This window comes from Burkholderia sp. BCC1985, assembly GCF_905339915.1.
Taxonomy (GTDB): domain Bacteria; phylum Pseudomonadota; class Gammaproteobacteria; order Burkholderiales; family Burkholderiaceae; genus Burkholderia.
This window is the reverse complement of the sequence record NZ_CAJPGY010000002.1, coordinates 193,149-207,029: the sequence shown is the minus strand read 5'-3', so window position 1 is coordinate 207,029 and position 13,881 is coordinate 193,149. Positions and strand designations below refer to the sequence as shown.

Annotated in this window: 11 protein-coding genes; 5 read left to right on the top strand and 6 right to left on the bottom strand. The window is 67.2% G+C overall.

Translation table 11 applies throughout. The features are described from left to right. Positions 1 to 13: 13 nt before the first annotated feature. The 3 genes from U4Z31_RS02905 to U4Z31_RS02895 all read left to right on the top strand — a co-directional run bounded on the left by U4Z31_RS02905 (position 14) and on the right by U4Z31_RS02895 (position 2,151). A complete protein-coding gene (locus U4Z31_RS02905; protein ID WP_321809377.1) occupies positions 14 to 904 on the top strand; it encodes an ABC transporter ATP-binding protein in 891 nt (296 codons plus the stop codon). Next, positions 897 to 1,682 (top strand): metal ABC transporter permease, encoded by a 786-nt coding sequence (locus tag U4Z31_RS02900; RefSeq protein ID WP_044844479.1) that lies wholly within the window; start codon positions 897 to 899, stop codon positions 1,680 to 1,682. The genes U4Z31_RS02905 and U4Z31_RS02900 overlap by 8 nt, the downstream gene beginning before the upstream one ends. A 190-nt stretch (positions 1,683 to 1,872) precedes the next feature. Then, a complete protein-coding gene (locus U4Z31_RS02895; protein ID WP_321809376.1) occupies positions 1,873 to 2,151 on the top strand; it encodes a hypothetical protein in 279 nt (92 codons plus the stop codon). A gap of 28 nt (positions 2,152 to 2,179) precedes the next feature. On the opposite strand, the gene fghA is transcribed toward U4Z31_RS02895, so the two are convergent. From fghA to U4Z31_RS02880, 3 genes are read right to left on the bottom strand one after another with little or no spacing between them, the layout of a single operon-like run. Beyond that, positions 2,180 to 3,028 carry an S-formylglutathione hydrolase gene (gene fghA / locus U4Z31_RS02890; protein ID WP_321809375.1) on the bottom strand — a complete coding sequence of 283 codons (849 nt, stop codon included), beginning with the start codon at positions 3,026 to 3,028 and terminating at the stop codon, positions 2,180 to 2,182. Between the two features lie 15 nt (positions 3,029 to 3,043). Further along, on the bottom strand, positions 3,044 to 3,265 hold the full coding sequence (locus U4Z31_RS37135) for a hypothetical protein (RefSeq protein WP_415750258.1): 222 nt from the start codon (positions 3,263 to 3,265) through the stop codon (positions 3,044 to 3,046). A 20-nt stretch (positions 3,266 to 3,285) separates the two neighbouring features. Then, positions 3,286 to 4,737, bottom strand: coding sequence for a xylulokinase (locus tag U4Z31_RS02880; RefSeq protein WP_321809374.1), 1,452 nt, complete (start codon positions 4,735 to 4,737; stop codon positions 3,286 to 3,288). A gap of 449 nt (positions 4,738 to 5,186) precedes the next feature. On the opposite strand from U4Z31_RS02880, the gene U4Z31_RS02875 reads away from it, so the two are divergent. After that, complete coding sequence (locus tag U4Z31_RS02875; protein ID WP_185640842.1) at positions 5,187 to 6,563, top strand: nucleobase:cation symporter-2 family protein; 1,377 nt, start codon at positions 5,187 to 5,189, stop codon at positions 6,561 to 6,563. A gap of 258 nt (positions 6,564 to 6,821) precedes the next feature. On the opposite strand, the gene U4Z31_RS02870 is transcribed toward U4Z31_RS02875, so the two are convergent. Genes U4Z31_RS02870 through U4Z31_RS02860 form a run of 3 tightly spaced genes read right to left on the bottom strand, consistent with a single transcriptional unit; the run spans position 6,822 to position 12,838 of the window. Continuing rightward, a complete protein-coding gene (locus U4Z31_RS02870; protein ID WP_044844485.1) occupies positions 6,822 to 8,345 on the bottom strand; it encodes an efflux transporter outer membrane subunit in 1,524 nt (507 codons plus the stop codon). Beyond that, entirely contained in the window at positions 8,345 to 11,545 is a 3,201-nt protein-coding gene (bpeB, locus tag U4Z31_RS02865; RefSeq protein WP_044844486.1) for an efflux RND transporter permease BpeB, read from the bottom strand. The genes U4Z31_RS02870 and bpeB overlap by 1 nt, the downstream gene beginning before the upstream one ends. Positions 11,546 to 11,560: 15 nt before the next feature. Beyond that, on the bottom strand, positions 11,561 to 12,838 hold the full coding sequence (locus tag U4Z31_RS02860) for an efflux RND transporter periplasmic adaptor subunit (RefSeq protein WP_124486935.1): 1,278 nt from the start codon (positions 12,836 to 12,838) through the stop codon (positions 11,561 to 11,563). A 398-nt stretch (positions 12,839 to 13,236) separates the two neighbouring features. Here U4Z31_RS02860 and U4Z31_RS02855 point away from each other — a divergent pair, with 398 nt between their 5' ends. Beyond that, positions 13,237 to 13,878 carry a TetR family transcriptional regulator gene (locus U4Z31_RS02855; protein ID WP_124486934.1) on the top strand — a complete coding sequence of 214 codons (642 nt, stop codon included), beginning with the start codon at positions 13,237 to 13,239 and terminating at the stop codon, positions 13,876 to 13,878. The last annotated feature ends 3 nt before the right edge of the window (positions 13,879 to 13,881 follow it).

Sequence of the window (13,881 nt, the reverse complement as noted above, 5' to 3'; positions counted from 1 at the left end):
TTCACGCTACGACATGACCGCCACTCCCCACGCACTCGCACTCGATCGCGTCACGCTCGAACTGGGCGGACGCACGATCCTGCGCGACGTGAGCTTCTCGATCGAACCCGGCGAATTCGTCGGCGTGCTCGGGCCGAACGGCGCGGGCAAGACGACGCTGATGCGCGCGGTGCTCGGCCTCGTGCCCGTCACGGGCGGCACGCTGTCGGTCGGCGGCGTGCCGGTCGTGCGCGGCAACGCGTCGATCGGCTACATGCCGCAGATCAGAAGCGGCCTCGCGAATCGCCGGATGCGCGGCTACGACTTCGTCGCGATGGCAGCCGACGGCCACCGCTGGGGGCTGCCGCACACGAACGCCGCGACGCGGCGCGACGTCGACCGCGTGCTCGACCTCGTCGGCGGCCCGACGCTTGCGCGCCGGCCGCTGTCGGAACTGTCGGGCGGCGAGCGGCAGCGCCTGCTGCTCGCGCAGTGCCTGCTCGGCAGCCCGAAGCTGCTGCTGCTCGACGAGCCGCTGATCAGCCTCGACCCGAACCACCAGCGCGGCGTCGTCGAACTCGTGCGCAACGTCCAGCGCGAGCTCGGCATCACCGTGCTGTTTTCCGCGCACGAACTGAATCCGCTACTGAACGCGCTCGACCGCGTGCTGTATCTCGGCAACGGCGTCGCGGCGCTCGGCACCGTCGACGAGGTGATCACGAAACCCGTGCTGTCGCGCCTGTACGGCTCGCCGATCGACGTGATGCGCGTGAACGGCAGGATCTTCGTGATGTCGGGCGACGTCGAAATCGAGAAGCACGATCACGAACACGAGGACGACGACGGCCACTCGCACGGCGGCGGTCACGATCACGGTCACCACCACCACGGACACGCTCATCCCGGGCATTCGCACGATGTTTGAATACGACTTCATGATCAACGCGTTCGCCGCGTCGGGGATCGTCGCGGTGCTCGCGGGCATCGTCGGCTACTTCCTGGTGCTGCGCGGACAAACCTTCGCCGGCCACGCGCTGTCGCACGTCGGCTTCACCGGCGCGACCGGCGCGGTGCTGCTCGGCATCTCGCCGATCTGGGGGATGGTCGGCTTCACGCTCGCGGCCGGGATCGGGATGGGCGCGCTCGGCGAACGGCTCGCGGGCCGCGACGTCGCGATCGGCGTAATCCTGTCGGGCGCGCTCGGCTTCGGGCTGCTGTTCCTGCATTTCTACACGTCGTTCGCGACGCAGGTCACCGCGCTGCTGTTCGGCAACGTGCTCGCGGTCAGCCACGATACGCTCGCGGTGCTGGCCGGCATCGGCGCGGTGAGCCTCGTCGCGCTCGCGCTGATCGCGCGGCCGCTGCTGTTCGCGTCGCTGCAGCCCGAGCTGGCCGAAGCCAAGGGCGTGTCGCTGCGCACGGTGTCGATGCTGTTCCTCGCGGTGTGCGCGCTCGCGGTGGCCGCGGCGACGCAGATCGTCGGCGTGCTGCTCGTGTTCACGCTGCTGGTCGGGCCGGCCGCGGCCGCGCAGAACGTGTCGACGCGGCTGTCGACCGGCGTGCTGCTCGCCGCGCTGTTCGCGCTGTTCGAAGCGTGGGCCGGGATCGCGCTTGCGTATCACACCGACTGGCCGACGAGTTTCTGGATCACCGCGCTGTCCGCGCTCGTGTATGGGGCGAGCCTGTTGCGGCGACGCACATGACGTTCAGCGGGCGCTCGACAGGGCGCCGCGCATGTCGCACGCACTCCAAAGGCGTGCATGGAATCAGCGGGGGATGCGTGACCATCGAATCGACGATCGATTACGCGGGACTGAGAAACTTGCTGATCGCGCAGAAGCCGGTTCCGATCCCCGGCTCCTCCGTGCGTGCGTACGGCACGATTACAGTCAAATGAAGCGAGTCGCGTACCGAGCCGCGGTGACCGCGTGGGTACTCGTGGCATCCGTGTCGCTTGCACGGCTGTGCCTCACTCACGAGTCATTCGCACTGCCGATACCCGAGCGCGCGTGGGCTTGGCTCGTCACGCATGTTCCCGGGTTCTGGGATGGCGAGGCGGGCGATGATCTCGTCATCGTCGTGCATTTGCTGATAGCGCTTGCGGTCGTGATACCGGTGACCTGGCTCGCCTTGCGCACGCTGCGAAAGTGGAAGCGCCGCGCCACTCGCTGATGGCGGATGGCGCGGCCGGTTTATCGCACTAACGTGCCAGCACCCGTGCATGATGCGCGACGTGATCGGCGATGAACGTCGAGATGAAGTAATAACCGTGGTCGTAGCCCGCATGGCGGCGCAGCGTCAGCGGCTGGCCGGCCTTCTCGCACGCGGCTTCGAACACGTCGGGGTTCAGCTGGTTCGCGAGGAACTGGTCGGCGAGGCCCTGGTCGACGAGGATGCCATCCGCGAACTTCGGCGCATCCGCACGCGCGACGAGCTCGCTTGCGTCGTGCTGTTTCCACGCTTCGCGATCGTCGCCCAGATAACCCGAGAACGCCTTCTCGCCCCACGGGCAGCGCGTCGGCGCGGCGATCGGCGCGAACGCCGACACCGACCGGTACAGGTCGGGGTGACGCAGCGCGAGCGTCAGCGCGCCGTGCCCGCCCATCGAGTGGCCGAAGATCCCGAGCCGCGCGCCGTCGATCGGCAGCTCGGCCGCGACGAGTTCGCGCAGCTCGCCCGTCACGTAGGACTCCATCCGGTAATGCGTCGACCACGGCGCTTGCGTCGCGTCGACATAGAAACCCGCGCCGACGCCGAAATCCCACGCCTCCGACTCGCCCGCCACACCCGCGCCGCGCGGGCTCGTGTCGGGCATCACGAGCGCGAGGCCGTACTGCGCCGCGTACTGCTGCGCGCCGCCCTTGATCGCGAACGTCTCCTCGGTGCAGGTGAGCCCCGCGAGATAGAACAGCGCCGGCACGCGGCCGTGCGCCGCCTGCGGCGGCAGGTACACCGAGAACTTCATCGGCAGGCCGATCGCCTTCGAATCGTGGCGATAAAAGCGTTGCTCGCCACCGTGGCAAGCATGCGAAGAAACGAGTTCGAGCATGGGGTTCCCTTCCGTTCAATACAGCACGATCGGGCGAATCGATTCGCCCTTCTTCATCGGGTCGACGCCGTCGTCGAGCATCTCGCGCGGCAGCGCGTGCGTGATCAGGTCGCGCCGTGCCGCGCGACACGGCGAAGCCGTATCGCGCCCGGCATGATCGCCGATCCCGCTGCCCGTCGCGCGCGGGAAACGGCCGTCGGCTTGCCGCGAGGCGTCACCGCTGTCGCAACAGGACAATCCAGGACAAGTGCCCGAGTTTAAACGCCGCTCGTGAACCACGCATCCGTTCGCGCATACAGATCGATGAAACGCGCATGACGGGCGGCCAGCGCGCGATCGTCGCGCGGCGCGGCGACGGGCGACGCAGCCGGCGCCAGCGTGCGCAGCGCGTCGTCGCGCCAGTGTCCGATCGCGACGCCGGCGAGCAGCGCGGCACCGCGCGTCGCGGCGTTCGGGCAATCGACCGCGTCCAGCGACGCGCCGAGCGCATCCGCGAGCAACTGGCGCCAGCGCGGATCGACCGAGCCGCCGCCGGCGAGGCGCAGCGCCGTCACCGGATCGGCCGGGTTCGCAGCGCGGATCGCATCGAGCCCCGCGCGCAGCCCGAACGCGACGCCTTCGAATGCGGCGCGCATCATCGCGCCGCGCGTGTCGCCGAGCCCGAGCCCGAGCCAGCCGCCGCGCGCGTCGGGATTCATCCACGGCGAGCGCTCGCCCGTCAGGTACGGCAGAAAGCACAGCCGCTCGGACGCCGACTGCGCGAACGCGTCGTCGTACGCATCCGCCCAGCCCGGATAGCCGAGCCAGCCGCGCACGGCTTCGAGCGCGAGCCCGACGTTCTGCATCGCGGCCATCGTGTAATAACCATCGCCGGCTGCCGCGCGATAGCGGTGCAGCCCACGCCGCGCGGGCGGCAGCGCATCCGCGAGCACGACGATCTGGCCGCCGCTGCCGGTGGTCAGCAGCGCGTCGCCGGCCGCGACGAGCCCGCTGCCGAGCGCCGCGCACGCGGTATCGGCCGCCCCCGTCGCCAGCGGCACGCCGGCCGGCAGCCCGAGTGCCGCCGCGGCCTTCGCATCGAGCACGCCGCAGCGCGCGCCCGACGCCCGCACCGGCGCGAACCGGTCGAGCGGCAGGCCCAGCGACTCGATCAGCGTCGTATCCCATGCGCCGTCCGGTGTCGCGAGCGCGGTCGCGCACGCATCGCTCGGATCGGCCGCGACCTCGCCGCCCAGCGCGACGCGCAGCCAGTCCTTCGGCTGCACGGCCCAGCGTGCGGCCCGCAGCGCCTGCGGTTCGTGTGCGGCCAGCCAGCGCAACAGCGGGCCCGCCATGCCGGGCGCGACGGGATTCGGTGCGACGGGCAAACCGGCGGCGGGCCAATCCGCCGCGTCCGCTTCGCGCACCGCGCGCGTATCGGGCCACAACAGCGCGGGCCGCACCGGCTGCCCGGCCGCGTCGATCAGCACGACGCCATGCATCTGGCCGGAGAAGCCGATCGCGGCGACCTGCGCGCGCTCGCCGGCCGGCAGCCGCGCGGCGGCCCGCACGAGCGCCTGCCACCAGACATCGGGCGCGATTTCGGCCCAGCCGGGCTGCGGCGACGACAACGCATAGGGTTCGCTCGCCACCGCGCGCTCGACGCCATCGGCATCGAGCGTGACGAGTTTGACGGAGCCGGTGCCGAGGTCGATTCCGAGCAGGCGCATGACGGGATGGCGTAGTCGAGTGAACGGATATCGATGATAGCGGGATCGCGCCATGCGCCCCGATTTTTGCGACGCTTTCGGCCGCGCGGCGACGCGAAAACACGGCCGTGCACGACCGGCTTCGCCGGGCTGCACGTTGCCCGCCAAAACAGCCGCTCGCGGGTTAACCCGGCGCGATTTTTCGCCGGTCGTTTTTGCCACTATGCCGCGCTCGCGATACACACCATAAAGCGGCCGATATTTGACACGGGGGTCCGCGCTATTTTGTAGGGCTATAAAACCGGGAAACCTCACTCCAGCGGCAGTTTCCCGATGATCGACACCCTGTTTCATGCCGACCAGGCATATCGAACCAGCAAAGAACGGAATAGAACCCAGCGCTCTTGTTGCGATGTGGCATTCCGCATAACTTCGTACCACCCCGAAAACAAGATCATGGAGTGAGACAGATGCAATCGAACACGGTCCATCCGTGCGATGAGGTGCTGCCGACCGGCAAGCTTGTAACGCTTGGTCTCCAGCACGTCCTCGTCATGTACGCCGGCGCCGTCGCCGTGCCGCTTATCGTCGGCGGCGCGCTGAAGCTGCCGAAAGACCAGATCGCGTTCCTGATCAGCGCCGATCTGTTTTCGTGCGGCATCGCCACGCTGATCCAGACGCTCGGCCTGTGGATCTTCGGGATCCGCCTGCCCGTCATCATGGGCTGCACGTTCGCGGCCGTCGGCCCGATGATCGCGATCGGCACCAACCCCGGCCTCGGCATTCTCGACATCTTCGGCTCGACCATCGCGGCCGGCATCATCGGCATCGTGCTCGCGCCGATGATCGGCAAGCTGTTGCGGTTCTTCCCGCCGGTCGTGGTCGGCACCGTGATCGCGGTGATCGGGCTGTCGCTGATGGAAGTCGGGATCAACTGGGCAGCCGGCGGCGTCGGCAACCCCGAATACGGCAGCCCCGTCTACCTCGGCCTGTCGCTGCTCGTGCTCACGCTGATCCTGCTGATCAACAAGTACGGCCGCGGCTTCCTCGCGAACATCTCGGTGCTGCTCGGCATCGTCGCCGGCTTCGTGATCGCGTTCGCGATCGGCCGCGTGAATACCGACGGCGTCGCGCACGCACCGTGGGTCGGCTTCGTGATGCCGTTCCACTTCGGCCTGCCGCACTTCGACCCGCTGTCGATCGCGACGATGGTCACGGTGATGTTCGTCACGTTCATCGAATCGACCGGCATGTTCCTCGCGGTCGGCGACATGGTCGATCGTCCGGTCAACCAGGACCGCCTCGTGCGCGGCCTGCGCGTCGACGGCCTCGGCACGCTGATCGGCGGCATCTTCAACTCGTTCCCGCATACGTCGTTCTCGCAGAACGTCGGCCTGATCGGCGTGACGGGCGTGAAGAGCCGCTTCGTCTGCGCGACGGGCGGCGTGATCCTGGTGCTGCTCGGCCTGTTCCCGAAGATGGCGCAGGTCGTCGCGTCGGTGCCGCCGTTCGTGCTCGGCGGCGCGGGCATCGTGATGTTCGGGATGGTGGCCGCGAACGGCATCAAGGTGCTGTCGAAGGTCGACTTCGTGAACAACTCGCACAACCTGTTCATCGTCGCCGTGAGCGTCGGCATGGGCCTCGTGCCGGTCGTGTCGCCGCACTTCTTCTCGAAGCTGCCGCCCGCGCTCGCCCCGATCCTGCATAGCGGCATCCTGCTCGCGTCGGCCACCGCCGTGATCCTGAACGTCGTGTTCAACGGCGTGAAGGGCGAGAAAGACGCGCGTTGCGAGATCCGCCGCGCAGGGCATGACTTCGACGGACGCCCGGCCGACGTGCATCACTGATCGGTCCGACCCGGACGCGCCGAAGGACGGCGCGATACGGTAAAGGAAAAACGCCACGGCTTGCCGTGGCGTTTTGCTTTGCGGCGAGTGATTGAGCGACGATAGCGGAGGTGCCGGTGATGACGATCCGCGGTCGCGGCCAACCGAACCGGCCGCACAAAAAAACGCCACGGACCTTCGTCCGTGGCGTTGTCTCATCCCGGGGACCGCGACTTCGGCGAACCGGGCGCGGTCGCCCGCCCCTGCCCGCCATCGTGCTTACCCGTTCGTCGCTGCCGCCGACGCAGCGGCCGGAGCAGCCGCCTTGTCGTAGTCGACCGTCTCGTCCGGTGCGCGCGGCGTCTCGCCCGCGTGCTGGATCCAGCCGCCGCCCAGTGCGCGGTACAGCGTGACGAGGTTCGTCCAGCGTGCCAGGCGCGCGCTGATCAGCGACTGCTGTGCCGAGTACAGGTCGGTTTGCGCGGTCAGCACCGACAGGTAGCTGTCGACACCGTTCTTGTAGCGCAGGTCCGACAGGTCGAAGCGACGCTGCTGCGCGTGCTCGTTGCGCTCGAGCGCGGCGATCTGCTGGTCGTACGTGCCGCGTGCGGCCAGCCCGTCCGACACTTCGCGGAACGCCGACTGGATCGCCTTCTCGTAGTTGGCGATCTCGATGCGCTTCTGCACGTTCGCGAGGTTCAGGTTCGCGATGTTCTGCCCGCCTTCGAAGATCGGCATCGTGATCTGCGGCGCGAACGACCACGCCGCGGTGCCGGCCTTGAACAGGCCGCCGAGCGTCGGGCTGCCGGTGCCGAACGCGCCCGTCAGCGAGATGCGCGGGAAGAACGCCGCACGCGCCGCGCCGATGTTCGCGTTCGCGGCCAGCAGCGTCTGCTCGGCCTGCATCACGTCCGGACGACGCGTCAGCAGGTCGGACGGCAGACCGGCCGGCACGTCCGTCAGCAGGTTCTGCGCGTCGAGCGGCATGCCCGCCGGCAGATCGTCCGGCAGCGGCTCGCCGATCAGCAGCACCAGCGCGTTCAGCGCCTGCGCACGCGCACGCGCCTGCGCCTGCTGGTTCGCGAGCGCCGTCTCGACGACCGTCTGCGCCTGACGCAGCTCGAGCTCGGAGCCCGTGCCGTTGTCGAACTGCAGCTTGGTCAGGTCGTAGGATGCCTGGGCCGACTTCAGCGTGTTTTCCGTGACCTGCAGCAGGTCGTCGGTCGACAGCAGCGTCAGGTACTGATCCGCCACCTGCGACACCAGCGAGATCTCGGCAGCCTGCCGTGCGTACGACGTCGACAGGTACTGCGCGAGCGCCTGGTCCTTCAGGCTCTGCACGCGACCGAACAGGTCGAGTTCCCACGACGCGGAAACGCCGACGTTGTAGGCCCGCGAGATATACGGCGCACCCGTCTGCGACAGGCCCTGCGGCACGCGCTGGATGCTGCCCGTGCCCGTGCCGTCGAGCGTCGGGAACAGGCCCGCGCGCGTGATCTGGTACTGCGCGCGCGCCGCCTCGATGTTCAGCACCGACACGCGCAGGTCGCGGTTGTTCTTCAGCGCGATCTCGATCAGCCGCTGCAGGCGCGGATCGACGAAGAATTCGCGCCAGCCGATGGCGGTCGCCGCCTGGCCGTTCGCGCTGCGCGCGCCGGCAGCGCCCGGCTGCGTCGCATAGACGCCGCCGGCCGGGTACGCCTGCGCGACGGGCGCGTCGGGCCGCGTGTAGTGCGGCGCCATCGTGCAGCCCGTGGCCAGCAGCGCGACCGCGATTGCAGTCAAAGCGTGTTTTTGCATCATCACTGTCCCTTGTTGCCTTCGTCGCCGTTGCCCGGCTTCTCTTCGTGGTGCGAGTGCTCCTGAGCCAGACGCAGCGCCTGGTCGACGTCTTCCTTCTCGCCGCTGAAGATCGCACGGATCTTCACGAAGAACATCGGGATCATGAAGATCGCGAGGAACGTCGCCGTGATCATCCCGCCGATCACGCCGGTACCGATCGCGTGCTGGCTCGCCGAACCCGCGCCGTTGCTGATCGCGAGCGGCATCACGCCGAGAATGAACGCGAGCGACGTCATCAGGATCGGACGCAGCCGCAGGCGCGCCGCTTCCAGCGCAGCCTCGATCGGCCCCATCTTCTCCGTCATCTGCAGTTCGCGCGCGAATTCGACGATCAGGATCGCGTTCTTCGCGGACAAGCCCACCGTGGTCAGCAGGCCGACCTGGAAGAACACGTCGTTCTCGAGGCCGCGCATCGTCGCCGCGAGCAGTGCGCCGACCACGCCGAGCGGCACCACCATGATCACCGAGAACGGGATCGACCAGCTTTCATACAGTGCCGCGAGACACAGGAACACGACGAGGATCGAGATCGCGTACAGGATCGGCGCCTGCGAGCCGGACTGGATTTCCTGGAACGACAGGCCGGTCCACGAATAGCCGATACCGACCGGCAGCTTCTTCGCGAGCCCTTCCATCGCGGTCATCGCCTGACCGGTCGACTTGCCCGGTGCGGCCTGACCCTGGATTTCCATCGCCGACACGCCGTTGTAACGCTCGAGCTTCGGCGAACCGTACGTCCAGTGACCGGTCGCAAACGCGCTGAACGGCACCATCCCGCCCGACCCGTTGCGCACGTACCAGATGTTCATGTCCTCCGGCGTCATCCGGAACGGCGCATCCGACTGCACGTACACCTTCTTGATCCGGCCGTCGGTGTCGAGGAAGTTGTTCACGTACTTCGACGCCCACGCGATCGAGAACGTCTGGTCGATCGCATCCGCCGTCACGCCGAGCGCATTCGCCTTCTCGCGATCGATGTCGACCTTGTACTGCGGCGTGTCGTTCAGCCCGTTCGGACGCACGCCCTGCAGCGTCGGATCCTTCGAGGCCATCCCGAGCAGCTGGTTACGTGCGGCCATCAGCGCGTCGTGGCCGAGACCGGCGTTGTCCGTCAGCTCGAAGTCGAAGCCGGCGGCGGTGCCGAGTTCCGGAATCGACGGCGGGTTGAACGGGATCACGATCGCGTCCTTGTAGCCCGAATAGCGCCCGAACATCCGGCCGATCAGCGCCTGGACCTTCTGGTTCGCGTGCTGGCGCTGCGAGTAGTCCTTCAGGCGCACGAACACGAGACCCGAGTTCTGGCCGCGGCCGGCGAAGCTGAAGCCGTTGACCGTGAACGCCGATTCGACGATTTCCTTCTCGTCCTTCAGCAGGTAGTCGGAAATGTTCGCGAGCGTCTTCGCGGTCGTTTCCTGCGTCGAGCCCGACGGCGTCTGCACGATCACGAACATCAGGCCCTGGTCTTCATCGGGCAGGAACGACTTCGGCAGGCGCACGAACAGCAGGCCGACCGCGACGATCACGACCAGATAGATGATCAGCCAGCGACCCGAGCGCTTGATCACGTGGTGCACGCCGACGTGGTACTTGTCGCGGCTGTTGTTGAACGTGCGGTTGAACCAGCCGAAGAAGCCCTTCTTCTCTTCGTGATGGCCCTGCGGGATCGGCTTGAGGATCGTCGCGCACAGGGCCGGCGTCAGAATCAACGCGACCAGCACCGACAGCACCATCGCCGACACGATCGTCAGCGAGAACTGACGATAGATCGCGCCGACCGACCCGCCGGAGAACGCGACCGGCACGAACACCGCCGACAGCACGAGCGCGACGCCGACGAGTGCGCCGGTGATCTGGCCCATCGCCTTGCGGGTCGCCTCCTTCGGCGACAGCCCCTCTTCCGCCATCACGCGCTCGACGTTCTCGACCACCACGATCGCATCGTCCACCAGCAGGCCGATCGCGAGCACGAGGCCGAACATCGACAGCGTGTTGATCGAGAAGCCCACCAGCGACATGATCGCGAACGTGCCGAGCAGCACGACCGGCACCGCGATCGTCGGGATGATCGTCGCCCGCAGGTTCTGCAGGAACAGATACATCACGAGGAACACGAGCACGATACCTTCGAGCAGCGTCTTGACCACTTCCTCGATCGACAGCTTCACGAACGGCGTCGTGTCGTACGGATACTTCACGACGAGGCCGTGCGGGAAGAACGGTGCGAGCTCGTCGATCTTCGCGCGCACGGCCTTCGCGGTCGCGAGCGCGTTCGCGTTGGTCGCGAGCTGGATACCGAGTGCCGCGGTCGGCTGACCGTTGTACTTCGTGTCGAAGTTGTAGTTTTCGCCGCCGAGGCCGATCTGCGCGACGTCCTTCAGGCGCACCTGCGAGCCGTCCTGGTTGACCTTCAGCAGGATGTTGCCGAACTGCTCGGGCGTCTGCAGCAGCGTCGATTCGGTGATCGTCGCCTGCAGCACGGTGCCCGGCTTGGCCGGCGTGCCGCCGATCTGGCCGCCCGCGATCTGCACGTTCTGCGCGGTGATCGCGCTCGTCACGTCGACCGGCGTGAGGCCGTAGTTCGTCAGGCGGGTCGGGTCGAGCCAGATCCGCATCGCGTACTGCGAGCCGAACAGCGTGACGGTACCGACGCCGTTCAACCGGCTGATCGGATCCTTCACGTGCGACGCCACGAAGTTCGCGAGGTCGTACTTGTTCATGCTGCCGTCTTCGGAGTTGAAGGCGAGCACCAGCAGGAAGCTGCTGCTCGACTTCGTGACCGACAGACCGAGCTGCTGCACGACCTGCGGCAGAACCGGCGTCGCGAGCGACAGCTTGTTCTGCACCTGGACCTGTGCGATGTCGGCGTTGGTGCCCGGCGCGAACGTCAGCGTGATCGTGGCGTTGCCCGAGTCGTCACTCGTCGACGACATGTACAGGAAGTTGTCGAGACCGCTCATCTGCTGCTCGATCACCTGCGTCACCGTGTCTTCCACCGTCTTCGCGGAAGCGCCCGGGTAGTTCGCGGTGATCTGGATCGATGGCGGCGCGATCGTCGGATACTGAGCGATCGGCAGCGTGAAGATCGCCGCAACCCCGGCCAGCATCAGGATGATGGCGATCACCCACGCGAAGATCGGGCGATCGATAAAAAACTTTGCCATGAAACAGGCTCCCTGTTATTGCGCGCTCGAAGCAGCGGCGGCGCTCGCCGGCGCTGCGCCCGATGCGGCGGCGCCGGACGCGGCGGCGGCGCCGGAACCGGCGGCAGCCGGAGCGGCGGTGGCAGCGGCGACACCCGATGCGGCACCGGCCGCCGGTGCGAGTTGTGCCTCCACCGACTTCACGGTCGCGCCCGGACGCACCTTCTCGCCCCCCTGCACGATCACGTGGTCGCCCGCCTGCAGACCGCCTTCGACGATCCAGTCCTGGCCGCGCATGCCCGCCGTCTTCAGCGGACGCGGCTCGACCTTGTTGCTCGCGTTCACCACCATCGCGATCGCCTGGCCCTTCTGGTCATGCGTGACGCCGATCTGCGGCACCAGGAACGCGTTCTCGTTCACGCCTTCCTCGATCCGTGCGCGCACGAACATCCCCGGCAGCAGCACGCGGCCCGGGTTCGGGAAGACCGCGCGGATCGTCACCGAGCCGGTGGCCTGGTCGACCGTCACGTCGGAGAACTGAAGCTTGCCGGCTTCGGAGTACGTCTTGCCGTCTTCCAGGATCAGCGACACCTTCGCCGCGCCCGGGCCGCTCGTCTTCAGGCGGCCGCTCTGCACGTCCTGGCGCAGCTTCAGCCCGTCGAGGCTCGACTGCGTCAGGTCGACATAGACCGGATCGAGCTGCTGCACCGTCGACATCAGCGTCGCCTGGCTCGCCTGCACGTACGCGCCCGGCGTCACCTGCGAAATGCCGACGCGGCCGGTGATCGGCGAGACCACATCCGTGTAGCCGAGATTGATCTGCGCGGTGTCGACCGCCGCCTTGCCGGCCGCGACGTCCGCCGCGGCCTGCCCTTGGGTGGCCACCGCGTTGTCGTAGTCCTGCTTGCTGACCGCGTTCGCGGCCACCAGCACCTTGTAGCGCGCGACCAGCGCGTTCTGCGTGACGAGGTTCGCCTGCGCCTTCGCGAGCGTCGCCTTCGCGCTGTTCAATGCAGCGAGGTACGGCGCCGGATCGATCTTGTACAGACGCTGGCCGGCCTTGACGTCGGTGCCTTCGGTGAATTCACGGCGCAGCACGATGCCGTCGACCCGCGCGCGGACCTGCGCGACGAGGAATGCGCTGGTACGGCCCGGCAGTTCGCTGTAGACCGGCACGGCTTGCGGCTGGACGGTGACGACGCCGACTTCCGGCGTTTGCGGCGGCGGTGCCGATTCTTTTTTTCCGCATGCAGCCAGGAAAACCGCGGCTGCCGCGACAGTGATCAAGCGGTATGGAACCCGTTCGACGCGCATGGAGCGACCTCTGTGTGTAACCAATGGAATGAGTGCGGCGCACGGACGGAGCGCCACACGGATGCGCCTCGCGGCGCAGATCGAACACCTGAATTACTGGACTACTGGATACAGCAAGTCGGCACGAGACCTCCATGCCGACGAGATGCCGCGAACTGCGGACTGGTACTTTGGCGGGAATCAGCAGAGTGGGATATTAACTGATTGCCACTTTGGTCATTCGATCGTAGGGTGGTATTGTATATACATTCACGAATGTATGTAAAAAGCCCGCTCGTCCGTCGCCAACCGCCAAGTCTTACGAATTATTACCAGTCGCAAGCATAGCCCGTCCGCACAGCCGCGACGAGGGTTACGGACCCTATATTCACCTACGATCGATCCATTCAGGCCTGCACATGGTCAGACGCACCAAGGAGGAGGCGCTCGAGACGCGCAACCGCATTCTCGACGCCGCCGAACACGTGTTCTTCGAGAAGGGCGTGTCGCACACGTCGCTCGCGGACATCGCCCATCACGCCGGCGTGACGCGCGGCGCGATCTACTGGCATTTCGCGAACAAGAGCGAGCTGTTCGACGCGATGTTCGACCGCGTGTTCCTGCCGATCGACGAACTCAAGCGGATGCCGCTCGACGCGCCCGGCGGCAATCCGCTGGAGAAGATCCGCAAGATCCTGATCTGGTGCCTGCTCGGCGTGCAGCGCGACTCGCAGTTGCGGCGCGTGTTCAGCATCCTGTTCATGAAGTGCGAGTACGTCGCGGACATGGAACCGCTGCTGCAGCGCAACCGCGCGGGGATGAGCGAGGCGCTGCACGCGATCGATGCCGATCTCGCGGGCGCCGTGCGGCTCAAGCTGCTGCCCGAGCGGCTCGACACGTGGCGCGCGACGCTGATGCTGCACACGCTCGTCAGCGGTTTCGTGCGCGACATGCTGATGCTGCCCGACGAGATCGACGCCGAGCAGCATGCGGAACAGCTCGTCGACGGCTGCTTCGACATGATGCGTTACAGCCCGGCGATGCTGAAGACGGGCGACTGACCG